At 65.2% G+C, this 24,936-nt stretch carries 22 protein-coding genes and 1 riboswitch; of the genes, 14 read left to right on the top strand and 8 right to left on the bottom strand.

Annotated features, from left to right (window positions below; translation table 11 throughout):
• The first annotated feature begins 5 nt into the window (after positions 1 to 5).
• The 4 genes from AC0IYS_RS22940 (at position 6) to AC0IYS_RS22955 (ending at position 4,030) form a co-directional block, all read left to right on the top strand.
• Positions 6 to 1,424, top strand: a complete 1,419-nt coding sequence (locus AC0IYS_RS22940; RefSeq protein ID WP_471707352.1) for a HAMP domain-containing sensor histidine kinase — start codon at positions 6 to 8, stop codon at positions 1,422 to 1,424.
• Between the two features lie 21 nt (positions 1,425 to 1,445).
• A complete protein-coding gene (locus tag AC0IYS_RS22945; protein ID WP_471707353.1) occupies positions 1,446 to 2,045 on the top strand; it encodes a hypothetical protein in 600 nt (199 codons plus the stop codon).
• Complete coding sequence (locus AC0IYS_RS22950) at positions 2,042 to 3,490, top strand: sigma 54-interacting transcriptional regulator (RefSeq protein ID WP_471707354.1); 1,449 nt, start codon at positions 2,042 to 2,044, stop codon at positions 3,488 to 3,490. Before AC0IYS_RS22945 ends, AC0IYS_RS22950 begins: the two co-directional genes overlap by 4 nt.
• A gap of 207 nt (positions 3,491 to 3,697) precedes the next feature.
• Complete coding sequence (locus tag AC0IYS_RS22955; RefSeq protein WP_471707355.1) at positions 3,698 to 4,030, top strand: BON domain-containing protein; 333 nt, start codon at positions 3,698 to 3,700, stop codon at positions 4,028 to 4,030.
• Positions 4,031 to 4,233: 203 nt separating this feature from the next.
• On the opposite strand, the gene AC0IYS_RS22960 is transcribed toward AC0IYS_RS22955, so the two are convergent.
• Entirely contained in the window at positions 4,234 to 5,556 is a 1,323-nt protein-coding gene (locus AC0IYS_RS22960; protein ID WP_471707356.1) for a homoserine dehydrogenase, read from the bottom strand.
• Between the two features lie 43 nt (positions 5,557 to 5,599).
• Complete coding sequence (locus AC0IYS_RS22965; RefSeq protein WP_471707357.1) at positions 5,600 to 6,832, bottom strand: pyridoxal phosphate-dependent aminotransferase; 1,233 nt, start codon at positions 6,830 to 6,832, stop codon at positions 5,600 to 5,602.
• Positions 6,833 to 7,037: 205 nt separating this feature from the next.
• On the opposite strand from AC0IYS_RS22965, the gene AC0IYS_RS22970 reads away from it, so the two are divergent.
• The 7 genes from AC0IYS_RS22970 to AC0IYS_RS23000 all read left to right on the top strand — a co-directional run bounded on the left by AC0IYS_RS22970 (position 7,038) and on the right by AC0IYS_RS23000 (position 12,358).
• Positions 7,038 to 7,430 carry an Mth938-like domain-containing protein gene (locus tag AC0IYS_RS22970; protein WP_471707358.1) on the top strand — a complete coding sequence of 131 codons (393 nt, stop codon included), beginning with the start codon at positions 7,038 to 7,040 and terminating at the stop codon, positions 7,428 to 7,430.
• Between the two features lie 28 nt (positions 7,431 to 7,458).
• Complete coding sequence (locus AC0IYS_RS22975; protein ID WP_471707359.1) at positions 7,459 to 8,424, top strand: formyltransferase; 966 nt, start codon at positions 7,459 to 7,461, stop codon at positions 8,422 to 8,424.
• Positions 8,425 to 8,491: 67 nt separating this feature from the next.
• Positions 8,492 to 8,980, top strand: a complete 489-nt coding sequence (locus AC0IYS_RS22980; protein WP_471707360.1) for a peroxiredoxin — start codon at positions 8,492 to 8,494, stop codon at positions 8,978 to 8,980.
• Between the two features lie 284 nt (positions 8,981 to 9,264).
• Complete coding sequence (locus AC0IYS_RS22985) at positions 9,265 to 11,157, top strand: PhoH family protein (protein ID WP_471707361.1); 1,893 nt, start codon at positions 9,265 to 9,267, stop codon at positions 11,155 to 11,157.
• Positions 11,158 to 11,375: 218 nt separating this feature from the next.
• Positions 11,376 to 11,660, top strand: coding sequence for a type II toxin-antitoxin system HicB family antitoxin (locus AC0IYS_RS22990; protein ID WP_471707362.1), 285 nt, complete (start codon positions 11,376 to 11,378; stop codon positions 11,658 to 11,660).
• Positions 11,661 to 11,780: 120 nt separating this feature from the next.
• Positions 11,781 to 12,134 carry an HVO_A0114 family putative DNA-binding protein gene (locus tag AC0IYS_RS22995; RefSeq protein WP_471707363.1) on the top strand — a complete coding sequence of 118 codons (354 nt, stop codon included), beginning with the start codon at positions 11,781 to 11,783 and terminating at the stop codon, positions 12,132 to 12,134.
• Positions 12,135 to 12,160: 26 nt separating this feature from the next.
• Positions 12,161 to 12,358 (top strand): heavy-metal-associated domain-containing protein, encoded by a 198-nt coding sequence (locus tag AC0IYS_RS23000; protein WP_471708923.1) that lies wholly within the window; start codon positions 12,161 to 12,163, stop codon positions 12,356 to 12,358.
• 25 nt (positions 12,359 to 12,383) lie between these two features.
• Here the strand turns inward: AC0IYS_RS23000 and AC0IYS_RS23005 are convergent, their stop codons facing one another.
• Complete coding sequence (locus AC0IYS_RS23005; protein WP_471707364.1) at positions 12,384 to 13,103, bottom strand: glutathione S-transferase; 720 nt, start codon at positions 13,101 to 13,103, stop codon at positions 12,384 to 12,386.
• Between the two features lie 136 nt (positions 13,104 to 13,239).
• Here AC0IYS_RS23005 and AC0IYS_RS23010 point away from each other — a divergent pair, with 136 nt between their 5' ends.
• Entirely contained in the window at positions 13,240 to 14,001 is a 762-nt protein-coding gene (locus AC0IYS_RS23010; RefSeq protein WP_471707365.1) for a sulfite exporter TauE/SafE family protein, read from the top strand.
• A 19-nt stretch (positions 14,002 to 14,020) separates the two neighbouring features.
• Here AC0IYS_RS23010 and AC0IYS_RS23015 read toward each other — a convergent pair whose 3' ends face one another.
• From AC0IYS_RS23015 to AC0IYS_RS23035, 5 genes are all read right to left on the bottom strand, one after another.
• Positions 14,021 to 18,130: a cobaltochelatase subunit CobN gene (locus AC0IYS_RS23015; RefSeq protein ID WP_471707366.1), complete on the bottom strand. Its 4,110-nt coding sequence runs from the start codon at positions 18,128 to 18,130 to the stop codon at positions 14,021 to 14,023.
• Positions 18,117 to 18,458: a DUF2149 domain-containing protein gene (locus AC0IYS_RS23020; RefSeq protein ID WP_229210296.1), complete on the bottom strand. Its 342-nt coding sequence runs from the start codon at positions 18,456 to 18,458 to the stop codon at positions 18,117 to 18,119. Before AC0IYS_RS23020 ends, AC0IYS_RS23015 begins: the two co-directional genes overlap by 14 nt.
• 1 nt (position 18,459) lies before the next feature.
• Positions 18,460 to 19,056, bottom strand: a complete 597-nt coding sequence (locus tag AC0IYS_RS23025; RefSeq protein ID WP_471707367.1) for a MotA/TolQ/ExbB proton channel family protein — start codon at positions 19,054 to 19,056, stop codon at positions 18,460 to 18,462.
• 65 nt (positions 19,057 to 19,121) lie between these two features.
• A riboswitch (cobalamin riboswitch) is annotated at positions 19,122 to 19,340 on the bottom strand.
• A 43-nt stretch (positions 19,341 to 19,383) separates the two neighbouring features.
• Positions 19,384 to 19,776, bottom strand: a complete 393-nt coding sequence (gene cueR / locus AC0IYS_RS23030) for a Cu(I)-responsive transcriptional regulator (protein ID WP_471707368.1) — start codon at positions 19,774 to 19,776, stop codon at positions 19,384 to 19,386.
• Positions 19,773 to 22,004 (bottom strand): heavy metal translocating P-type ATPase, encoded by a 2,232-nt coding sequence (locus tag AC0IYS_RS23035; RefSeq protein WP_471707369.1) that lies wholly within the window; start codon positions 22,002 to 22,004, stop codon positions 19,773 to 19,775. Before AC0IYS_RS23035 ends, cueR begins: the two co-directional genes overlap by 4 nt.
• Positions 22,005 to 22,172: 168 nt before the next feature.
• On the opposite strand from AC0IYS_RS23035, the gene AC0IYS_RS23040 reads away from it, so the two are divergent.
• Both AC0IYS_RS23040 and AC0IYS_RS23045 read left to right on the top strand, forming a co-directional pair.
• Positions 22,173 to 23,486 (top strand): sensor histidine kinase, encoded by a 1,314-nt coding sequence (locus AC0IYS_RS23040; protein WP_471707370.1) that lies wholly within the window; start codon positions 22,173 to 22,175, stop codon positions 23,484 to 23,486.
• The gene (locus AC0IYS_RS23045) at positions 23,477 to 24,844 is read left to right on the top strand and encodes a sigma-54-dependent transcriptional regulator (protein ID WP_471707371.1); all 1,368 of its coding nucleotides are present in this window, start codon (positions 23,477 to 23,479) and stop codon (positions 24,842 to 24,844) included. Before AC0IYS_RS23040 ends, AC0IYS_RS23045 begins: the two co-directional genes overlap by 10 nt.
• Positions 24,845 to 24,936 lie beyond the last annotated feature (92 nt).

Raw genomic sequence — 24,936 nt, forward strand, 5'->3', positions numbered from 1 at the left:
CAACGATGCTCTCGAAACTCTCGTTTCGCCAGTTACTGCTGGGCGTCTTCCTGTTGATTGCTGTATTGCTGAGTGCCGCCTCCCTGCACGCGCTGTGGACGCTGGACCGTCTCGCCTTCCACAGCCGCGACAGCGGACACCACGCGCTGGCGCTCACCGAAAACACCCAGCAGCTGGCCGAGCGCAGCGTGGCGATGACGCGCAGCGCCCGCCAATACCTGGTGCTGGACGATCCCGCCTTCCGCATGCGCTACGCCGACGCCTGGCGCGAGGCCCGCGCGGCGCTCGACGCCGTCCAGCGCGGCCTGCCCCATGCTCCCAACATCGCCTTCGACACCTGGCGCCAGGCCGGCGAGCAAGCCTGGGACATCCTGCAAATGCCGACCCGCGCGCGCACCAGCGCCCGCCGGCAGGCGCTGGAAAAAGTACTGGCGCTGTTGCCACGTATAAACACCCAGCTGGCTGAAGAGGTCAAACAGGAGGTCGAACTGCGCAACACCGAACTGCTTGCCGAGCTCGACCAGCGGCGCGCCGTGCTCAAGGCGCAAGTGATCGCCTCCATCGTGGTGGCCGCGCTGCTGGCCGGCGGCTTCGGCCTGTGGCTGTCGCGTCCGCTGGCGCAGATCGAGTCGGCGATCGACCGGCTCGGCGAAAACCGCTTCGACGAGGCGATCGAGGTGCGCGGCCCGGCCGACCTGCAGCGCGTCGGCCAGCAGCTCAACTGGCTGCGCCAGCGCCTCTCGAACCTGGAGGAGGACAAGTCCCGCTTCCTGCGCCACATCTCGCACGAACTGAAGACCCCGCTCGCGGCGCTGCGCGAAGGCGTTGCCCTGCTGGAAGATGGCGTGGCCGGGGCGTTATCGCCCAACCAGCGCGAAATCGCCGGTATACTGAATCAAAACACCGCGGCGCTGCAGTCGCAGATCGAAGCGCTGCTGCGCTACAACGAAGCCACCTTCGACGCCCACCACCTGCACCTGGAGCAGACCGACATGTCGGCCCTGCTCGCGCGCGCCATCGACAGCCAGCGCCTGCAATGGCAGGCGGCCAAGCTGACCGTCAACACCGAGGGCAAGGCGCGGCCGATCACGGTCGACGCCGACAAGATGGGAGTGGCGATCGGCAACCTGCTGTCGAACGCCCTGCGGTTCAGCCCCCAGGGCGGCGTGATCAGCTTCCAGCTCGAGGAACGCAACGACCGGCTGCTGATCGACTGCGCCGACCAGGGACCCGGCGTGGCGCCGAACGACGCCGCGCGCATCTTCGAGCCGTTTTACCAGGGCCAGCGCCAGCCGCCCGGCGCGCGCCGCGGCAACGGCATTGGCCTGTCGATCGTGCAGGAATACATCGCCGCGCACCATGGCGTGTTGCAACTGCTGCCGTCCGACCAGGGCGCCCGTTTCCGAATTGAACTACCTTACTGAAGTCCGCCCACGATGGTGAATATGATGCCTTACGCAAAATCCGCTTCCTCCCGCGCGCCGGCGCGCCTGCTGTGCGTGCTGCTATGCCTGGTGCTGGCCGCCTGCACCCAAATCCAGCCCAAGCCGGCGCCTGCGCCGCAGCCGCCCCCACCGCCGCCGCCGGTGGTGGAACTGGCGCCGCCGCCGCCACCGCTTGACGAGGTGGGGCCGCTGCTGAGCTATCACCAGTCGCTGCGGCGCATGAGCCAGGGCGAGCTGCTCAAGGAGCTCAGCGGCCTGACCCAGCAACCGCGCAGCCCGCGCCTGTCCATGCAGATGGGCATGGTGCTGATGCTCACGCGCGGCGGCGGCGACCTGGCCCGCGCGCAGACGCTGTTCGACGGCGTCGGCAACTCCACCGACAGCGAGGCGGCGGCCTTCAAGCCGCTGGCGCTGGTACTGTCGAGCAATTGCGCCGAGGCGCGCCGGCTGGCCGAGCATGTGGACCGGCTGGCGGCGCAGCAAAAGGATAGCCAGCGCCGCATCGACCAGCTCAACGACATGGTGGAGGGCTTGAAAAACATCGAGCGCACCTTGCCGGTCCGTCCGGCCGCCAGCGCGCCGCAGGGGATCATCAAATGAGCGCGGCCGACGACCAACTGGCCGCCGCCGGCGCCGCCCGCAACCCGGCCGGCAAGGGCGCCCACTTATTGGTGGTGGACGACGACGCCGACCTGCTGCGCCTGCTGTCGATGCGGCTGACCGCCAACGGCTACCGGGTCACCGGCGTCGGCAGCGCGGAGGCGGCGCTGGCGCGCATGTCGATCGAGCTGCCTCGTCTGGTCATCAGCGACATCCGCCTGCCGGACCGCGACGGCATGTCGCTGTTCCAGGAAATCCGCCACAACTACCCGGCCCTGCCGGTCATCCTGCTGACCGCCCACGGCACCATTCCGGACGCGATCGAGGCGACCACCCTGGGCGCTTACGCCTACCTGACCAAGCCGTTCGACGCCAAGCTGCTGCTGGACCGCATCGCCCAAGCGCTGAGCCTGTCGGCGCCGGCCGCCAGTCCGTCCAACGGCGACGAGGCCTGGCGCGCCGGCCTGATCAGCCGCAGCCAGCGCATGGACGAGCTCCTGGCCGAGGCCCGGCTGGTGGCCGCGTCCGACGCCAGCATCCTGATCCGCGGCGAAAGCGGCACCGGCAAGGAACTGCTGGCCAACGCCATCCACCGCGCCAGCCGCCGCGCCAAGGCGCCCTTCATCGCCGTCAACTGCGGCGCCATTCCCGAGGCGCTGCTCGAATCGGAGCTGTTCGGCCACGTCAAGGGCGCCTATACCGGCGCAGTCAGCGCCCGCGAGGGGCTGGTGCAGGCGGCCGACGGCGGCACCCTGTTCCTCGACGAGATCGGCGATATGCCGCTACTGCTGCAAGTAAAGCTGTTGCGCGTACTGCAAGAGCGCGTGGTGCGCCAGCTGGGCTCGGATGTTCCACGGCCGGTCGATGTGCGCATCCTGTCGGCCACCCACCGCGACCTCGACACGGCCATGCTGGAAGGCCAGTTCCGCGAGGATTTGTATTACCGGCTCAACGTCATCACCCTGACCTTGCCGCCGCTGTCGCAGCGGCGCGAGGACATCACGCCGATGGCGACCCAGTTCCTGCACACGCTGGCGGCGAAATACGGCAAGACAGTGCGCGGCTACGCCCCGGACGCGCTGGAGGCGCTGACCACCGCCTCGTGGCCGGGCAATGTGCGGCAACTGTATAACGTGGTGGAACACGTGTGCGCACTGGCGACGGCGCCGCTGATTCCGTTGTCGCTGGTGCAGCGGGCGCTGCGCGTGCCGTCGCTGGAAGTGCTCAGCTATACGGAGGCCAAGCAACGCTTCGAGCGCAACTATCTGGTCCAGCTGCTGAAACTCACCGACGGCAACGTGGCCGACGCCGCCCGGCTGGCGGAACGCAACAGGACCGAGTTCTACCGTCTGTTACAGAAATACGACCTCGACGCCAGCCTTTTCCGCACCGACCCGACCGTTGTCGCCACCGAGCGACAGGACGATCCCTTTAAAAATCAATGACTTAGCAAATGGCGGCAGCAGGCTGTCGCCATTTCACGACAAAATCGGTGGAATGTAGACGTATACGTCACGATTTGACAATTAATTCCAGGAAATATCTTCATAAGCTCATGATTTTAAAAAGCTTTTAATAGCTGGCACGCCGATTGCTAAGGATAGGATTACGTCACAGACGTTTCACCTAAACTTGAGTAAAGGAAGCAAATCATGATGACTACCAAACTGATCGCCCGCCTGATGGTTGCAGCTACCCTCACCGCTGCAGCAGCTACTGGTACCGCCTTCGCAGCGGGTCAGCAAGAAGGTGCTATGGCTGGAGCCGCCAAGACTGGCACCGCCACCAATGACGATGCAATCACCAGCAAGATCAAGGCTTCCCTGGCCGATCAAAAACAAATTGGCGTGACCACCACCGACGGTGTGGTTGTGCTGAGCGGCGCCGTCCCGAGCACTGAAGTTGGCACCAAAGCCATTCAGGTCGCATCGGCCGTCCCTGGCGTTAAGGAAGTAAAAAGCGAACTGACCGTCGCTTCGAAGTAAGCAGTACCACCGCATTTGAGCAGTAAGAGTTTCCCGCAGTAAAAACCTTGCAGTAGAAGTATCCGTAGTACCGCAACACCACCCTAGTAACTGACCCTTTTCCGGGTAGCGTTCGTAGACGCTACCCGGACTTTTTTGCCTAAAGAGTTGCCAGATAATCAACCTGCATCGATTATCCGGACACCCTCTCCTCCTTCGCGCTCCTAGCTCAGGTTTTCCAAACGAATCTTCGTCACGCTGCCGCAGACGGTCGACAGGCCTTCCATCTTGGCGATGGCCGCCGTCACGTTTTTTTCCTGCGTCTGGTGTGTCAGGAAAATGATGTCGGTCTTGGTTTCGCCGTCGGCCGGTTCCTTTTGCAGCATGGCGTCGATCGAGATGGTCGCGTCGGCCAGGATGCGGGTCAGGTCGGCCAGCACGCCGGGCTGGTCGCTGACATTCATGCGCAGGTAATAGCTGGTGGTGATTTCCGACATCGGCAGGATCTCGATGTTGGTCATCGCGTTCGGCTGGAACGCCAGGTGCGGCACGCGGTGTTCCGGATCGGCCGTGGCCAGGCGTGTGATGTCGACCAGGTCGGCGATCACTGCCGAGGCGGTCGGCTCGGCGCCGGCGCCTTTGCCGTAGTACAAGGTCGCGCCGACGGCGTCGCCCTGCACCAGCACGGCGTTCATCGCGCCTTCGACGTTGGCAATCAGACGCTTGCTCGGGATCAGGGTCGGATGCACGCGCAGTTCCACGCCCTCGACGCCGTTGACCTTGGCGCGCTTGGCGATGCCCAGCAGCTTGATGCGGTAGCCCAGTTGCTCGGCGTAGCGGATGTCGATCGCATTGAGTTTCGAAATGCCCTCGACGTGCGCCTTGTCGAACTGCACCGGAATGCCGAAGGCGATGGCCGACATGATGGTGGCCTTGTGCGCCGCGTCCACGCCCTCGATGTCGAAGGTCGGGTCGGCTTCAGCGTAGCCCAGTTCCTGCGCCTGCTTAAGCACGGTGGCGAAGTCCAGGCCCTTGTCGCGCATCTCGGACAGGATGAAGTTGGTGGTGCCGTTGATGATGCCGGCCAGCCAGTCGATGCGGTTGGCGGTCAAGCCTTCGCGCAGCGCCTTGATGATCGGGATGCCGCCGGCCACCGCCGCTTCGAAGGCGACCATGACGCCCTTTTCCTGCGCGGCAGCAAAGATTTCGTTGCCGTGCACGGCCAGCAGCGCCTTGTTGGCGGTGACCACGTGCTTGCCGTTGGCGATGGCTTGCAGCACCAGCGCCTTGGCCTCGTCGTAGCCGCCGATCAGCTCGACGACGATGTCGATGTCCGGATCGTTGACGATGTCGAACGGGTTGGCGACCACTTTGACCTTGCCGCCGGTGCGCTCCTTGGCGCGCTCGAGGTTGCGGGCCGAGACGGCGACCACTTCGATGCCGCGACCGGCGCGGCGGCGGATTTCTTCCTGGTTGCGTTCCAACACGTTGAACGTTCCGGAGCCGACGTTGCCGACGCCTAACAAGCCTACTTTGATGGGTTTCATATGATTCGTTTCTATTGATCTGCGGTTCGGTGGAGCGTGGAGGCTAGAAGCTGGCGCCGTGGCGTTTGCGGTAGCCTTCCATGAATTTGGCGATACGGCCAAAGGCTTCCGTCATATCGTCCGAGTTCGGCAGGAACACGACGCGGAAGTGATCCGGCGCGATCCAGTTGAAGCCGCTGCCCTGGACGATGAGCACTTTCGTTTCTGCCAGCAATTCGTAGGCGAACTGCTGGTCGTCCGCAATCGGATAGATTTTCGGATCGAGGCGCGGGAACATGTACAGCGCCGCTTTCGGCTTGACACAAGTGACGCCCGGAATATCGGTCAGCAGCTTGTAGGCCAGATCGCGTTGCTTCAACAGGCGCCCGCCCGGTCCCACCAGGTCTTGTATCGACTGGTAGCCGCCGAGCGCAGTCTGGATCGCAAACTGCCCCGGTGCGTTGGCGCACAAGCGCATCGAGGCCAGCATGTTGAGGCCCTCGATATAGTCTTTCGCATGGGATTTTTCGCCCGACACCACCATCCAGCCGGAACGGTAGCCACAGGCGCGGTAGTTCTTCGACAGGCCGTTGAAGGTGACGAACAGCACGTCGTCGGCCAGCGAGGCGATCGAGACGTGCTCGGCCTCGTCGTACAGCACCTTGTCGTAGATCTCGTCGGCGTAGATGATCAGCTGGTGCTGGCGCGCCAGCTCGATGATCTGTTGCAGCAGCTCGACCGGATACAACGCGCCGGTCGGGTTGTTCGGGTTGATGACGACAATAGCGCGCGTGTTCGAGTTGATTTTGCGGCGGATGTCCTCAATGTCCGGGAACCAATCCTGTTGCTCGTCGCAGATATAGTGCACCGGCGTGCCGCCGGACAGGCTGACGGCGGCGGTCCACAGCGGATAGTCGGGCGCCGGCACCAGCACCTCGTCGCCGGTGTTGAGCAGCGCGTTCATCGACATCACGATCAGTTCGGACGCGCCGTTGCCCAGGTAAATGTCGTCGATCGACACGCCGGCGATGTTCTTGCCTTGCGTGTAGTGCATGACCGCCTTGCGCGGCGCGAACATGCCCTTGGAATCGGTGTAGCCAGCCGCGTTGGACAGGTTGATTTTCATATCCTGGACGATCTCGTCCGGGGGATCGAAACCGAACACGGCGAGGTTGCCGATATTCAACTTGGTGATCTTGTGGCCTTCTTCTTCCATTTGCCGGGCTTTTTCCGGCACCGGGCCGCGGATCTCGTAGCAGACTTCCGCCAGTTTGTTCGATTTTTGAATCGGTCGCAAAATAAAATCCTGTCTTGGTGAGGCAAACCGCTGTGGCCTGCCAAAAACGCGATGGCGGCCTGTGCTGCAATGCGAAAAGAACCATTCTGCCGAAAGCCACCCGTTTAATCAACCTCTGGCGGGGCGAAACGGCGAAGCGCCCCTTGAAAAAGGCTACAATGCCACTAATAACGCTTAGACAAGCCATCAAATAGCAGATACCACCATGAAGCTCCACGCAAGCGATACCAAAAAGTACCAAACCGTCACCGGCTACGATGAAACCGGGGTCGAGATCAACGCCCAGCGCTACAACTACAGCCTGATCGTGCTGCCGGAAACCGAGCCGCGCGCCTGGCCGGCGCCGACCTTCGAATCCCTCACGGCCGAGCATTTCGACATCATCGGCGCCGATGCGCCGGACGTCGTCATCCTCGGCACCGGCGTCAAACAGCGCTTCATCCACCCGCGCCTGACGGCCGCGCTGACGATGCGCCGCATCGGCGTCGAATGCATGGACAGCCAGGCCGCCTGCCGCACCTACAACATCCTGATGGGCGAAGGCCGCAAGGTCACCCTGGCGCTGATCATTGACAACACCGACAAGGCGGGCGCCTGAGCCGCCTGAAACCACAAGGCGCGCGGCCATGAGCGACGCAGCCGGCGACACGAACGACCACGACCGCCGTCAACGCGCGGTCGTCTTCGCGCACCGCAAGCTCGGCGTACGTTGCATCAAGGTGCTGCTGGCGGGCGGCGTCGACGTCGCGCTGGTGGTCGCCCACCGTGACGCCCCCGGCGTAAACGACCACGACGAATCGGTGCGCTCGCTGTGCCGTGAAGAACGCATCCCCTGCACCACCCCCGACGACATCGCCTCGCCCGAGTTGCTGGAAGAGGTGCGCGACGCCATGCCGGATCTGATGTTCAGCTTTGACTACGGCCGCACGCTGCCGGCGGAGTTGCTCGCGGTCGCCCCGGCCTACAATATGCACGGCTCGCTGCTGCCGGAGTTTCCTGGCGCCGCGCCGGTCGAGTGGGCGGTGCTGCACGACGCCACCGTCACCGGCGCCAGCCTGCACGAGTTGACGTCCGAGCCCTTTGCCGGCGCCATCGTGTCGCAAGTGGAGGTGCCGATCCTGCCCGACGACACCGCCTTCGACGTGTCCGTCAAGGTCACCGTGGCGGCCGAGCAGACCCTGTGGCGCGTGCTGCCGTCGCTGCTCGACGGCACGGCGCCGCGCCTGCATAACAGTGCGAGAGCGGACGTCAAAGCGGCCGGCGGCTTAGGCCCGCGCACACCCGAGGACGGCCGCATCGACTGGCGCCAGCCGGCGCGGCAGGTCTACAACCTGCACCGCGCCGCCGCGCCGCCCTACCCCGGCGCGTTCACCGACATCGCCGGCGTGCGTTACGTGATCGCGCGCGCCCGCCTGTCCGGCAATTTCGGCAACGTCGTCGCCGTCGGTTTGCCACCGGGCTTGACCGTAGTGGATAATTGCATCTTTGGCGTTTGCGGCGACGGCCGCATGCTGACGATTTCCAGCCTGACCGCCGATGGCGCGTCCATCACGGCCGAGCAGCTGCAAGCGCGCCTGCGGGCGCGGTCCTAGGCCAGGTTGGACAATATTTACTTTGCCCGCCCGTCTTGAAGGGTGAAAACTCGCCCTCATATTGTCGATGTCCATCTCCAGGAGAAAACCAGTGGCTGATAGCCAACCCGTAGTTACCGACTTTTCCGCCCCCATGACGAGCGGCCGGACGTTCCAGTTGTCGGGCCGGCCAGCGCGCCATACCGTGCTGTTTTTCTACCCGAAAGACAATACCCCCGGCTGCACCACCGAGAACATGGCGTTCCGCGATCTGTACGAACAATTCCAGGCCGCCGGCACCGAAATCTACGGCATCAGCCGCGATTCGCTGCGCTCGCACGAAGGCTTCAAAGCCAAGCTGGGCCTGCCTTTCGAGCTCATTTCCGATCCCGACGAGGCGGTCTGCGCGCAGTTCAACGTCATGAAAATGAAGCAAATGTACGGCAAGACCGTCCGTGGCGTCGAGCGCAGCACGTTTGTCATTGACGCTAGCGGTCAATTGGTGAAAGAATGGAGAGGCGTGAAGGTAGCGGGTCACGTCGATGAAGTGCTGGAATTTGTGGCGCGTCAGGCTTAACAGGTTTGCGCGTTGCCTTTCAGAGTTGCTCAACCGTAGCAGAATCATGCGCATCCAGCCATTTTGTTAACCATTTTGAGTCATCACTGTCACTCTTCCCACCCTACATGGTGGCCAGCCGGCCACCACGCGGTACTTTCTCCGGGCAGGATGTGCGCCCGTCGGCAGTCTACTATTCTGTTCCACCCAGCATCCACCCCATCCGGCACTAACGTTTCCTCCATTGGAAGCGTGCGCTTGTCCCATGGGCGGATTCCTCCAGTTATTTTTCAATTGAGATCCTGATGCCACTGCCAAAATTACCTAGTAAGCCAGCGACTTTACTGTTGGCAAAAGATTATCCAAAAGCGACAGGGCCGCGCCCGGTTTCCGCCATTGCGGCGGTCGCCGAGATCGCGCCGGCACCCGCGCCGAAGAAGGCGGCGCCCGTCAAAGCAGTACCCGTAGCGAAATCCAAAGCGGCGGCGCCGGTCGCCGTCCAAGCCGCGCCGGCAGCACCTGCGGCGCCAGCGAAAACCACCGCCAAATCGAAGGCCGTGGCCGCTGTGCTGAAGGCCGCGCCGGCCGTGTTGAAAGCCGCCCAAGCAACGCCGACACCTGCCCCGGCACCGGTGGCCGCCAAGCCGGCCGCGAAGGCCAAGGCCATTCCCGCCGCGCCTGCCGCGCGCGGCAAGGTCACGCCGATCACCGCCGAGGCGCCACACCCGGCCAAGCACAAGGCCAATGAAGTGGCGATCAAGTCGTCGACCAGCCGTCACGCCGACCAGACCGGCACCACCAAGCTGTTCGTGCTCGACACGAACGTGCTGATGCACGATCCATCGTCGCTGTTCCGCTTCGAGGAGCACGACGTCTACCTGCCGATGATGACGCTGGAGGAGTTGGACAACCACAAGAAGGGCATGACCGAGGTGGCGCGCAACGCCCGCCAGGTGTCGCGCACCCTCGACGCGCTGGTGTCCAACACCGACGACGACGCCATCGAGAACGGCATCCCGCTGTCCAAGCTGGGCAACAAGGACGCCAAGGGCCGGCTGTACTTCCAGACCCGCATGCAAACGGCGGACCTGCCGGTGGGCCTGCCGGTCGGCAAGGCCGACAACCAGATCCTGTCCGTGGTGCGCTCGCTCGAGGCCGAACAGGAAGGCCGTCCGGTGGTGCTGGTGTCGAAAGACATCAACATGCGCATCAAGGCGCGCGCGCTGGGCCTGCCGGCCGAGGATTACTTCAACGACCACGTGATGGAAGATACCGACCTGCTGTACTCGGGTATCGTCCAGCTGCCGGACGACTTCTGGACCAAGCACGGCAAGGACCTGGAATCGTGGCAGGAAAATAAAAACGGCCAGAGCGCGACGTTCTACCGCGTCACCGGTCCGTTCGTGCCGTCGCTGCTGGTCAACCAGTTCATCTTCCTGGAGCCGAAAAATGGCGAAGCGCCGTTCTACGGCCAGGTCAAGCAGATCAACGGCAAGACCGCCGTGCTGCAAACCCTGCGCGACTTCAGCCACAACAAGAACAATGTGTGGGGTGTGACCGCCCGCAACCGCGAGCAGAACTTCGCCTTGAACTTGCTGATGAATCCGGAATGCGACTTCGTCACCCTGCTCGGCCAGGCCGGCACCGGCAAGACCCTGCTGGCCCTGGCGGCCGGTCTGGCGCAAGTGCTGGAGACCAAGCTCTACAACGAAATCATCGTCACCCGCGTGACGGTGCCGGTCGGCGAGGACATCGGTTTCCTGCCGGGCACCGAGGAAGAAAAGATGTCGCCGTGGATGGGCGCCTTCGACGACAACCTCGAAGTGCTCAACAAGTCCGATTCGGACGGTGGCGAATGGGGCCGCGCGGCAACGCAGGACCTGATCCGCTCGCGCATCAAGATCAAGTCGCTCAACTTCATGCGCGGCCGCACCTTCGTCAACAAGTTCCTGATCATCGACGAAGCACAGAACTTGACGCCGAAACAGGTCAAGACGCTGGTCACGCGCGCCGGTCCGGGCACCAAGATCCTCTGCCTGGGCAACATCGCGCAGATCGACACGCCGTACCTGACCGAAGGCTCCAGCGGCCTGACGTACGTGGTCGACCGCTTCAAGGGTTGGTCGCACAGCGGCCACGTGACCCTGGCGCGCGGCGAACGCTCGCGCCTGGCCGATCACGCCAGCGACGTGCTGTAATGTAGTAGAATAAACAGGTACCTGTTAGCCCCGCCCGCAGCAATGCCGGCGGGGCTTCTTTTTCCGCAAACAGTTTCTGTCACCCAACCTATGCACAAGTTGGCACAAGTAAGCGTGTTGATCCACGAAAGTTCTTGAATCCTGTGGCATCCTGTATAACACTGACATCCAAGTCATTGATTTCGCCCGCCTTTTCCGACCACAGCTGAGGTAAGACCATGGACATTCCTATCCTGATCCAGAAGCGTGAAGGCAGCCGATACGGGGTGACCGTCCCGGACATCCCGGGCTGCGTGACCACCGGTGAGACGGTGGACAAAGCGATGAGCAACGCCACCAAGGCCATCTACGGCCACGTCGGCCAGCTGGTCGAGCAGGGCAAATCGTTTGAAATCAGACCGTCCGAAGTGGAGCACCTGTCGCGCGAGCCCGATTACGCCGACGGCATCTGGGCCATGGTCAGCCTCGACCTGGCCAGGCTGGACGATCCGCCGGAGGGTTGACTCTTAGCGTTCCCGGGAACACGCGTCGATCTAAACCACGTAGGGCGGATTAGCGCAGCGTAATCCGCCAGGCTCCGTTCGCGGCTCATCGAGAAACGGACGTTGAGAGGTGGTGGAACCATGAAAACGGCTATCCTTAGAATTCAATCGCTCGACGAGAGCCTGACCGATTTCGCGCGAGCCTGGAAATCAGGCATACCAGACACCGCAGCCATTATCGCCTTTGCGACGCCCGAATTGGCGCGGGACATCCTCACACCAGAGCGCTGGCAGATCCTAAAGTCGCTCTGCGGCGCAGGCGCTGTATCAACCGGCGACATCGCTCGCCGTGTGGGCCGCGAAGCCGACAGCGTCAACGCCGATGTCGCCGCGCTGCTCTCCGCCGGCGTACTGGAGGGCACCCAAGGCGGCGTGATTTTTCCCTACGACGACGTTTCCCTTGACCTTCCCACGATTGGAAGGCATACAGTATGATCATCGAAACCGAGAAGGAGAAGTCGATGTATCAGCTACAAGTGGAAAACATGAGTTGCGGTCACTGCGTGGGCGCGGTGACCAAGGCGGTGCAGGCGATCGACGCCGCCGCCAAGGTCGAAGTCGATCTGGCCACCAAGACCGTCAAAATCGACAGCGCCACGGCGCTGGCGCCGCTGAAATCAGCCATCGCGGACGCCGGCTACCCGGTCACCGCCGCCTGATTCGGCATGCCCCGCCCGCCGCGGGTTACTCCAACTCGGGGTAGTGGCGGAAGATGCCGTCCTCGTTGAACGGGATGCGCCGCTTCGAGCCCACATAGGCGGCGATATTGGGACGCGCCGCCACCTTGTCGCGCAAGGCCACCAGGCCGGGATACGACGGTTCGAGCTTCGCCATCGTCTTCGGAAACGCATAGCGCAAACCCTCGATAAGCTGGAACAGCGACAGATCGACATACGACAGGCGGGAGCCGATGGCCCAGCCGCCACGTCCCGGATTGCGCCGCACCACACCTTCGAAATAGTCCAGGAACTTCGGTATGCGCGTCTCCCTGAAGTCCTTGGCGCGCGCCTTGGCTTCCTTCTTCTGGTCTTCGTAGTACTTGTTTGTGGAGATCGGATGATGCGTGTCGTGCGCCTCGGCGACGATGTCGGAGATGGTCAGCTGCAGCTGGTTGGCCCACAAACGCCCCGCTTCCGCGCGCGGCGCCAGTCCATGCCGCGCGCCGAGGAACAGCAGGATATTGGACGTCTGCCCGATCAGCAGCTCGCCCGCGCGCAGCACCGGCGGCGCGAACGACGGATGATCGACCTTGTCGCCGTCCAGGCTTGCCATCAACGCCGGCATGCCCTTCTTGCGCCGCGCCACATCGTCGTAGGGGATGCCCGCCTCCTCCAGCGCCAGCCGCACGAATTCGCCGCGGCCTTGCAGGCCGTCCCAGTAATAGAGTTGGTATGGTGTCGTCATGCGAAATATCGTAGCACCACCGGCGCGCGCCCGGCGCACGAACCCGGCGCCCGGAAAGCTTTTGCGGCCACGGTTATAATCGATCGGAAACTGCTACTCCGCCCGATCCCACATCAACCATGTCTGTCTCCCGCCCATGCCGCCAGTCCCACCGCTTGAACTGCACATCGTCCTGATGGTCGCCGCCGCCGGATTCTTCGCCGGCGTGCAAAACGCGCTCGCCGGCGGCGGCTCGTTCATCACCTTCCCCGCCCTGCTGCTGGCCGGATTGAATCCGCTGGCCGCCAACATGACGTCGACCATCGCGCTGTTCCCCAGCCAGATCACTTCCGCCTACGCGGGACGAAAGCTGGTGGGCGACGTCGGCCCGCTGACGTTCCGCCAGATGCTGATCATCAGCGCCATCGGCGGCGTGTTCGGCGCGGTGCTGCTGCTGAATACCCCGGCGTCGTTCTTCGAGCGGCTGGTGCCTTGGCTGGTGCTGTTCGCCACCAGCGTGTTCGCGTGGGGGAGTTTCCGCAAAAAGCCGCTGCACGCGGCTGGTGCGATGCCGCGCTGGGTGCTGGTGCTGGCGCAGGGATGTATCGCGATTTATGGCGGTTACTTCGGCGGCGGCATCGGCTTCCTGATGCTGGCGGCGCTGACCGTCGCGGGGCAGCAAGTGCGCATGGCGGCGGCCACCAAGAACGTCCTGGCGATGGCCATGAACGCGGTGGCGGCCATGATATTCGCCACCTCAGGTTTGATTAGCTGGCCGGCGGCGCTGGCGCTGTGCGTCGGCGGGATCGCCGGCGGCTTGTGCGGCGGGTGGTTGATCCACCGCCTGCCGGAAAAGGTGATGCGTGGTTTCGTGGTGGTGGTCGGCGCGGCGTTGACGGTTTGGATGTTTGTCCGTTGATGTCCTTAGCCGCCACCGCTCAGAGCATTTCCTTTAGCTTGGCCAGCTTCTTGCGCCGTCCGATGTAGCCGGCGCCCACCAACCCGGCGGCCAGCGCCAGCAAGGCCAGCGTCCCCACCGTCTTCTGCGCCGGACTCAGATCGGCCAGCGTCTGCATCTCAAATCCGCTTACCTTGGCGTCGGCCGGCTCGGTTTTCGCAAACGATGCCGGCGCCGGATCGGCCGGTTTGGCTTTGGCGCGCGGCGCCGGTACCGGTTGCAGTTCCTGCGACTTCGCTTGCAGCACTTGCAGGTCAGCCAGCGCGGCCTGCATCGCGGCGTCGTTGGCCTGCTGCTGCCCCGGCGCTGGCGCCACCGGCTGCGCCGACGGCGCCGAACCGCCTGCGCGGCCGGCAGCCGCCGCCCCGCGTACGATCGCCGGATTCGAGCCGACGTTCGGCACGAACTGGCCGGTGAACTGCGGCGCGATCTTCAACGTCGCCTTGCTGCACGAATCCGCGCTGCACGACACGCCCGCGTCCTTGATCGCCCGCGCGTTCTGCCGCGTGAGGTTGTCGCGCACCGCGTCGCCCGGTTTCCAGTATCCACGCTCGATGGCGCTCAGCATGCGGTCGGTCACGGCCTGGTACGCGCGCAGGTTGCCGCTGGCGGCAAAGCGCTCACGCACTTTCAGGCCATTGCGGTCGGCCACGTAGGTGTCGTACATGCGCTGCCACTTGCTGCCGTCGACCACTTCCGGGACCGTCACCTGCCACGCCCACAGGTAGTCGACCACGCGGTTGATGTAGCGCGCGCCGGAATACCCTTCCTTCAGCATGCTGTCGGCCCACTTTGGATTGAGATAGCGCGACTGCATTTCCTGGCCCATGTACTGCTCCAGCGTCTTGTGGCCCGGCTTGCGCGGATTGGACAGATCGCTCACCACCACCTCCGGCGTCTTGCCGTCCACGCTGCGGATCGCCATCGCGGTGCCACCCAGGTATTGGAAGAAGTCGTCGTTGTCCAATGTCGCGAACAGGTTGCTGGACCGGCTGTGCAGCGCGATCTTGCTGCCGCTGATGGCCTGCTTGAACAACTCGCGCCGCTGTGCGGGGTTTGCCTGGCTGGCCTTGTCGTCGCCCCAGTAGCCGGCGCCGAAAGGATGGCTCATGCGGTTGATGAACACGTCCGCCACTTCCTTTTCGTTCTTCCAGGCGTTCGTCAGCGGGATCAGTTTTTCGATCTGCGTGCCATAAGCGCCGCTCGGCACGCCGAAAATGCGCACCGACGCCATGCGCCACGCCTCGTCGGCGGAGATGCCGCTCGCCTGCAACGCGGCGGCGGTCTTGCGGCTATGCGCCTGCATCACGTTGCCCGACGGGCCGGCGTCGGCAGCCGCGCCCAGATCGTCCTGTTGTTGTGCCAACTGTGCCGCCTTGTCCATCAACGCCAGCAGGTTGCCGAACAGGTCGCGGAACAGGCCCGAAGAAATCAAGGTGACGTCGACACGCGGACGTCCGAGTTCCTTTCGAGTCAGCGCTTCGACGCCAGTCACGCGACCGCGTTCATCCCAGGTCGGACGCACGCCCATCAGCGCCATCGCCTGCGCCTCCATGATGCCCTCGTGGCGCGAGGTCTCCACGCCCCACAGGTTCATGCTCAATTTGTCCGGGTACACGCCATGGCGTTTGCGGTAGTCGTCGACCAGTTGCAGCGCGAGCTTGGCGCCCGCCTCGTAGGTGGTCTTGCTGGGAATGCGCGACGGATCGAGGCCGAAGAAATTGCGGCCGGTCGGCAGCGCGTCCGGATTGCGCACCAGGTCCGCGCTGGCGCCGGCCGGGATGTAGCGGCCCGATAGCGCCTGCATCAACCGGTCCAGCTCCAGCGCCGCGCTACGCTCGATATCGCTCTCCAGCTGCGCGATGCGTTTGGCTTTCTGCTCGACGGTGGCGCCGGCATCAAGGCTGACGACCGCGCGCGCGGTGGCGTTGCGCCGCTCCGCAGTCGGCGCCACGCCGAAGGTGTGCAGGCCGAAAGGCGTCAGCTTGTTGCCGGTATCGTCCAGATACTCTTCCAGCGCCTCCATATCGGCTTCGGTTTTGAGCTCGGTCTTTTTCATGTCCTTCAATACGCCGCTTTTGGACGCGACGCGGTTCAGCGCCAGCAGATGGCTGCGCGCCAGCAGCGGGCTTTTTTGTTCGGCCACGCGGTAGTCGTTGAGCAGCGCGCCAAGCTCGCGCAGATCCGGATTGAGGCCGGCGATATCGAACGGTGGCGTCATGTGGTCGATGATGGTGGCCATGCCGCGCCGCTTGGCCTGTATGCCCTCGCCCACGTCATCCATCACATACGGATAGATATTCGGCATGGCGCCGATCAGCGCTTCGGTCGGGTCGTCCTCGGACAGGCCGGCCTCTTTACCGGTCAGCCATTCCTGCGTGCCGTGGGTACCGATGTGCATCACCGCGTTGGCCTGGAAGCCCTTTTGCAGCCATAAATAGAAGGCGATGTACTCGTGGCTCGGCGGCATGCTCACTTCGTTGTGCAGCTTCTCCAGGTTCTGCTCCCAGGCGCGGCCCGGCTGCGGCGCCATCAGCACATTGCCGAAGCGGCGCGCCGGATAGACGAAGAAAGCCTCGCCCTTGGCGTCGCGCCACAGCACCGGCGCGCTTTCAGGCTTGCCCCATGACGCCAGGATGGAATCGCGCAGCGTTTGCGGCATTTTGGCGAACCATGCCTGGTAGTCTGACAGCGGCACCAGCAGCGCCTGGCCGCTCTCGGCCAGATGCTTCAGGCCCGTCATGTAGTCGCCTTTGGACTTGCCGGGGTAATTGCCCCACTGCTGGATCTCTCCTTGCAGCTCGCCCTCGCCGGCCGGCAGCGCATCACCCATTTGATAGCCGTCGCGTTTCAGGCGCTGGACGATCTGCCACAGACTCTCCGGCAGCACGTTCAGATACGCCGCACCGATGGTCTCGGAACCGTGCGGGTAGTTAAAGTAGATCATGGCGATGCGCTTGTCGCCGTTGGCCTTTTGGCGCAAGGCCAGCCAGGCGGCCGCGCGCTCGTTCAGGCGTTCGATCCGTTCCGGGATCGGCGTCTCCTCGACGTAGGCCAGGCCGGTCTGCGCATCGCTGATGCGCTCACGGCTGGCGACCACCGTCGGCTGTATCAGTCCGGCCATCTCGGCGCCGGCCAACTGCCAGGTGCGTTCGATGATATCGAGGCCGATCTTCGATTCGCGCCATTGCGCCGCCGTGTGCTGGCTCAAGGTGATGGCGTTGATTGCCGGGACGCCGATCTTGTCGAGCAGCGCGCCCGTGTTGGCGGTGCCGCCGACCTTCATTCCCAGCGCGACGATCAGCTCCACGCGGCTCTTGCCGTTTTCATCGAGCAGGAAGCGCAGCGGCACGTCGTACGGATAGCCGAACACCGGCAGCACGTTGTAGCCACTCGCTTCGAGCCGGGCGACGATGGCCGCCAGTGGCAAGGTTTGCCCCGCCACCAGGCTGGCGCGATAGAACGGCACCGCGATCCACGGCGCGCCGGTCTTGTAGTTGGCATAGCCCTGTAAATAGTGCTCATAGCTGCTGTAGGTGCGGTTGGCCGCAACGTCGTACAGGCCGACGTCCGGCATCGCGTGCACCGGCGCCACGGCCAGCGTCGCGCCGAAATGCTGGCGCAAGATATAGCGCAGCAGGTTGCCCATGTTCTCGATGCCGCCCTCGCTGTGATACTGCTGGATGGTCTTGTCGTCCTGGACGCCCATCTCGCGGATGCTGTCGTCGATGGCGCCGCCGACGGCGAAAACCGGATGGCGCGACTTCCTCAGCGCCTGCAATTCATCCTTGAGTCCCGCCATCGCCAGCCTGCCCTTGGCGTTGACGATCGCGACATCGGCGCTGGCCAGCGCATTGCGGTCGGCCTGCGTCATGCCGTTGTTGGGAATGATACGGATGACGACATTGAGCTCCTTGAGCTCCGCCTGCAGACCGCGCACCGCCAGCACCGCCGGCCGCGACTCGACGTCACCGAGCATCAGCGCCAGCGTGCGCGGCGCCTGCGCCGAATGCACGTAGCCGACGATGAAGAAGGAGATCAGCAGCAGTAAAACAACTTCCAGTGTCCCAAAACGCTTATTCCGGAACATATACTACCTTCCCGTCCGGCAGCTGGTAAGCGGTGCCCAGGCGTTTGCCGGAACCGGACAACGGCTTGTCGCTGACGCGGCTCACTGTGATCTCGGCGCCCTTCTTGGTCAGCACCTCGACGCGGCCGTCCGCGCTCTTCTTGGCGATGGTGACTTCGGAATTGGGGTCCAGCAGGTCCATCATGTTCCAGGCCGAGAACAGCGCCAGCATCATGGCGACGATGAAGACGATGCTGGCGTCGAACAGGTTGGCGACGCCGGCCAGCGGGTCCTCGGTGTGCTCGCCGATGCGGCTGTAGCGGTGGCGGTTCATAAATCGCATCGCCATATCAGGCCTCCACGCGCATCAGGTGCGGTTTGTTCGCGTGCGTCGCCAGCATGGTTTCGGCGGCGTAGGCGATGTCGGTCAGGTCGCTGCGCAGCCAATGCTCGCGCACCAGGCTCAGAACATAGGCGCATACGCTGCACGCCAGGCCGACCACGGTGGCGGTGAAGGCGGTGGTCATCGATTCGGCCATCTTCGGCAAATTGCCCTGCGCCAGACCTGCCAGTGAAATACCCATCGGGATCAGGGTGCCCATCAGACCGAGCGCCGGGCCGACCCGCACCACGAAACGCACGCCGTCCAGGCGGCGCACGCCGGCGGCGTCGGCGCGCTGCACCACGCGCTCGAGCCGCGCATCGAGTCCCGGCTCGCCCTCTTGCGCGGTCAGCACGGCCGCCATGTCGTGGCGGGCGGTCGCCACCAGCATGCGCACGCCGCGCCGGCGCTCGATCCATTCCGCGCCGAAGGTGCCGAAGCACACCAGCATGTACAAGGTCAGCGCGGCGATCCCCGCCAGCACGGGCAGATACAGCACGTTGGAAATGGAGTACAGCAGCGTCTCGATCGAGCGGATGACCGCGTCGGCAGGCAGGTTAGGCATTGAATGATCCAGCGACAGAAACAAGCCACTCACCTCCCCGTGAGCGGATTGAAAGGAAGCGCCGGGGCGCTTCCACCTCTTTGGCCGGTATCCGGGCTCGCAAGCAAATCCACCTGACCTTCCCATGCAAAAGCACAGTGGTGTAGCGAGGCGGATAGTCGTCGGCGACGACGCTTGTTTACCGTTGCGGGGGCAGCACATGTTGGCTGGCTGGGCCAGCGCCATGTTTCCCGTTTAACTGCGCATCCAGACGGACGCGCGGGCACCAAAACGTGGCGATTATACGTGGTTCCGGGACGGCCGGACAGATACGCCGGGATGCCCAGGCTATTTCGGATCGGCGAGGCTTTGGAGAATCGGACAATCGGGCCGGTCATTGCCCTTGCAACAGCGCGCCAGGGTTTGCAGCGTGTCGCGCATTTCGGTCAGTTCGGCGATGCGCTGGTTAAGCTCATCGACGTGTCCGAGGGCGATTCTTTTCACGTCGGCGCTGGCGCGTTCCTTGTTCTGCCACAGCGACAGCAGGTCGCGGATCTGGTCGAGCGAGAAGCCCAGCGTGCGAGCGCGCTTGACGAAGCGCAGCGCGTGCAGGTCGTTCTCGCCATAGATGCGGTAGCCCGATTCGCTGCGCCGCCCCGGCGGAATCAGCGCGATGCTTTCGTAGTAGCGGATCATCTTGGCCGAGACGCCGGTGGCGCTCGCCGCTTGTCCGATATTCATACCTTCCCTCCTTCATCAGCCGGTTGCGCCTGCGGCTTCCAGCGGCGCAGCAGCAGCGCGTTGCTGATCACGCTCACGGAGCTGAGCGCCATCGCGGCGCCGGCAACCATCGGGTTGAGCAGGCCGAAGGCGGCCAGCGGAATGCCGACCAGGTTATAGATAAACGCCCAGAATAGATTCTGGCGGATCTTGCCGTAGCTACGGCGGGAGATCGAGATGGCGGCCGCCACCAGCGCCGGATCGCCGCGCATCAGCGTGATGCCGGCGGCATGCATGGCGACGTCGGTGCCGCTGGACATGGCGATGCCGACATCGGCGGCGGCCAGCGCCGGCGCGTCGTTGATGCCGTCGCCGACCATCGCGATGCACTTGTCCTGCCCCTTCATGGCGCCGATGGCGGCCGCTTTATCGGCCGGCAGCATGTTGGCGATCACGCGCTGGATGCCGAGCGTCGCGCCCACGTGATCGGCGCTGCCCTGGTTGTCCCCGGTGAGCAGCACGGTCTCGATATTCAACGCGTGCAGCGCGTCGATCGCGGCGCGGGCCTGCGGCTTGATACGGTCGCCGAAAGCCAGCAAACCCAGTAAGCGGGCCGGCTGCGGCGACTGCGCGGCAAGCCACGAGACGGTCAATCCTTGCTGTTCCAGTTCGGCGGCGCGCGCCGCCAGCGCGGCGAGCGTGACGCCCTGCTCCTCCATCAGGCGCGTGCTGCCGAGGATCAGCCGCATGCCGTCGACCGTCGCGGCGACGCCGCGTCCGGGCAAGGCGCTGATGTCGGCGGCGGTCATCGCATCGGCCGATGCTCCCTCGGCGGCTTGCTGCACCGCGCGGGCCAGCGCGTGTTCGCTGCCCCGTTGCACCGCCGCCGCCAGCTGCAGCAGCCGCGCATTATCGATGGCGCCAGGCGCCGGCTCGCACGCCGCCAGCGACGGTTTGCCTTCGGTCAGCGTGCCGGTTTTATCGAAGGCCACGGTGGTGATGCGGTGCGCCAGCTCCAGCGCCTCCGCATCCTTGATCAGGATGCCGTGGCGCGCGGCCACGCCGGTGCCGGCCATGATGGCGGCGGGCGTGGCCAGTCCCAGCGCGCACGGACAGGCGATCACCAGCACCGCCACCGCGTTGATGATGGCAATCTCGCCATCGCCGGACGCCAGCCACCAGCCCACCAACGTCAACAGCGCCAGTACCAGCACCACCGGCACGAACACCGCGCTGACGCGGTCCACCAGATGCTGCACCGGCGCCTTGGCCGCCTGCGCGTCCTCCACCAGGCGGATAATGCGCGCCAGGGTGCTTTCGGCGCCGACCGCCGTCACGCGCACCAGCAGCATGCCCTCGCCGTTGATCGCGCCCCCGGTCACGTGCTCGCCGGCGTGGCGCGCCACCGGCAGGCTCTCGCCGGTGATCAGCGCTTCGTCCACGTGGCTGGCGCCTTCGACCACCACGCCGTCGACGGCGATGCGTTCGCCCGGCCGCACCACCACCATCTCGCCGGGGAGCACCTGCGCGATCGGCACATCGACATCCTGGTCGCCGCGCCGCACACGCGCCGATTCCGGCCGCAGCACCTGCAGCGCGCGGATCGCCGACGTGGTCTGCCGCTTGGCGCGCGCCTCCAGCCATTTACCGAGCAACACCAGCGTGATGACGACGGCCGACGCCTCGAAATACAGATGCGGCATGGCGGAGGTGGCGGTCAGCAATTGGTAGACGCTCAAACCGTAGGCGGCGCTGGTGCCGATCGCCACCAGCAAATCCATATTGCCGCTGCGGGCGCGCGCGGCCAGCCAGCCGGCCCGGTAAAAGCGCGCGCCGAGCCAGAACTGCACCGGCGTCGCCAGCAGAAATTGAAGCCGGCCGTCGAGCATCCAGTGGATGCCGGCCAGTTCGAGCAGCATCGGCAGGATCAGCGGCAGCGACAGCAGCGCGGCCAAGAGCACGGCGTAGCCGCTGGTGCCAGGGGCGATCGCTACCGGGGCGGCGGGAGCGAAAGGCGCCGGTGCGGGCTTGGCCTGGTAGCCGGCCTTGTCGATCGCCTGTTGCAGCACGCCGAAATCGATCGGATGCGCCGACTCCACGCGCGCCATCTCGGTGGCCAGGTTGACGCTGACCTGGTCGACGCCCTCCACGGCGGCGAGCACGCGCTCCACGCGTCCGACACAGGAGGCGCAACTCATGCCCTCGATTTTGATCGATTGCGAGACTGTTTTTTCAACGGTTGAAGTCATGATGGTCACTCGAATGGCAGGCTATGGACGCTAGCTTCAAGTATCCCACGATTGGAAGGTCAAGCACTTTTTCGCGGTACGCGTCCGGTCGCGCACGGAAACCGCCGGGATTGCCGCTACAATCGGCATATCAACATGATACGAAAGATCGATGTGGCGCTGGGCGGAATGTTAAAACGCGATCTGCTGTGGCTTTGGACGGCCATCGCGGCCATGGTCCTGCTATTGGTATGGTTGCTGCTGCAACTGGGCCGCCAGGGCGCCGACTGGCAGATTCCGGCGGCCCGCGCGCGCGCCGCCGTGCTGTGCCAGATCATGCGCGCCGGCGGCGAACGCATCGACGTCGGCGCCACGGGCGACACCGCGACGGCGCGCGCCATCGTCGACATGGCCTTGCGCGAGGACGCCGGCGTCGAGGGCGGCCTGTGGGACCGGCAGCGCGGCGTGTTCGCCTACGCCTTCCCGACCTACGACGGCAGCGGCGCCAAGACCGACGTGCCGGCGGCCGAATCGCCCCGGCTGGCGGCGCTGTCGGAGCAGGCGCTGGCCGCCCGCGCCGCCGTCGACGAGGTGCGGCCGGGATTGCGCGAGGCGGTCGTCTACAGCGCCTGCCCGGTGGCCGCCAACGTCGCCGGCTGGACCCTGACCCGGGTGGCGACCATCGCCGATGGCGCGCTCCGGCATCTGATCCTGGCCCTCAGCTTGTTATTGGGCTCATTGGTGCTGGCCGGCGCCGGCTTCGCCCTGCTGCTAACAAGGTGGGGACGCGAGGCGCAACGCCTGTCGGCGCTGCTGGTGGCCAGCGAGCGCATGGCCGCGCTGGGCGGCCTGGCGGCCGGCCTGGCGCATGAGATCCGCAACCCGCTCGGCACCATCCGCATGAAGGTGGACAACGCGCTGGCGGCGCCGCCGGAGCGGCGCCAGGCGCGCACGGAGGCGGCGCTGCACACCACGCTGGCGCAAGTACAGCGGCTCGAAACGCTGGTGGCCAGCCTGCTGGCCCTGACGCGCTCCTTCCATCCGCAACGCGCGCCTGTGGCGCTGGAGGACTGGCTCGCACAGCGCGTCCGGCAGCACGCAGAAGCGGCGGCCGATCTTGGCGTAACGCTCAGCCTCGACCTGCAGCCAGGCCTCGACGAGGCCACGCGCGCCGCGGCGCTGTTCGACCCGGGGCAGATGGAACGCGTGATCGACAACCTGGTATTGAACGCGCTGGCCCACACCGCCGCCGGTGGCCATATCCAGCTTGGCGCGGCGCGCGATGGCGCGGTGCTGCGCCTGTGGGTGGCCGACGACGGCAGCGGCGTGCCGCCCGCGCTGCGCGCCACGCTGTTCGATCCGCTCGTCACCGGCCGCGATGGCGGCACCGGGCTGGGACTTGCCGTGGTGCGCGAAGTGATCCAGGCCCACGGCGGCCAGGTAGCGCTTGGCGACCAGCAGGCCAGCGGTACCCGCATCGAACTGGAACTGCCATGGCCATGATCCTGATCGTCGACGACGACGCCGCATTCCGCGCCACCCTGGCCGAGACGCTGGAAGACCTGGGCCACGGCGTGCGCCAGGCCGCCAGTTGCGAGGCCGGGCTGCGCGCCTTGGCCGAAGGCGGGATAGCCGCCGCCATCGTCGATTTGCGCCTGCCCGGCGACGACGGCCTGGCCTTCCTGCGCGCGGCGCCGTCCATCGCGCCGGGCGTGCCGTGCTTGATGCTGACGGCCTACGCCAGCGGCTCCAACACCATCGAGGCGATGCGCCTGGGCGCTTTCGACCATTTGACCAAGCCACTCGGACGCGACGCGCTGACCGTGGCGCTGGGCCGGGCGCTCAAGGCCGGCGCGCAGGCATCGCGTGGGGCGCCTGGCACGCCGGCGGACGACGGCATCCAGGCCGACGACCAGATGCTCAGTAACAGCGAGGAAATGCGCGCCATTTTCAAGCGCATCGGCCTGGTCGCCGACAGCGACAACTCGGTGCTGGTGCTGGGCGAGACCGGCACCGGCAAGGAGCTGGTGGCGCAGGCATTGCATCAGAACAGCGCCAGGGCCGCAGGACCGTTCGTCGCCGTCAACTGCGCGGCGATCCCCGCCGAGCTGCTCGAGAGTGAACTGTTCGGCCATGTGAAAGGCGCGTTCTCCGGCGCCACCGGCGACAGGCCCGGGCGCTTTCGGGAAGCCGACGGCGGCACCCTCTTCCTCGACGAGATCGGCGACATGGCGCTGCCGACCCAGGCCAAGATCCTGCGCGTGCTGCAGGAGCGCGAGGTGACGCCGCTGGGCGCGCGCCACAGCGAGCGGGTCGACCTGCGGGTGGTCGCCGCCACGCACCGCGACCTGGAGGCCGAGGTGGCCGCCGGCACGTTCCGCGCCGACCTGTGGTACCGGCTGCAGGTCATCACGATCACGCTGCCGCCGCTGCGCGAACGCGCGGGCGATGTCACCCTGCTGGCCGCGCATTTTTTGCGTGGACGGGCCGCCGGCCACGCAAAACGCCTGAGCGAGGCTGCAGTACGCGCACTGGAGGCGCACGACTGGCCGGGCAACGTGCGTGAACTGCGCAACACGATACAACGCGCCATCGCCCTGAGCGAAGGTGACCTGATCGAGATCGAACACCTCGGTCTGGGCGCCGGCCGCCCGCCCGGCAAGCCAGCCGACACGATCGCCGCCACCGCCACCGACATCGACTGGGATGGCACGCTCGAAAGCGCGCTGGCGCAGGTCGAACTGGCCATGCTGCGCCGCGCGCTGGACGCGGCGGCGGGCAATCGCAGCGAAGCCGCGCGGCGCCTCGGCCTGTCGCGCCAGCAGTTGTACCGCAAGCTGGCGCAATATCGGATGGAGTAGCGCTGCCGGACACCTGTCCGTTCCATTGACACCCGGGTGTAACACCAGCGGACACCCCGGGTACGCGGCCGCGCAAACAGCGGCTCGCGGGG

The organism is Duganella sp. AC237 (assembly GCF_979254035.1).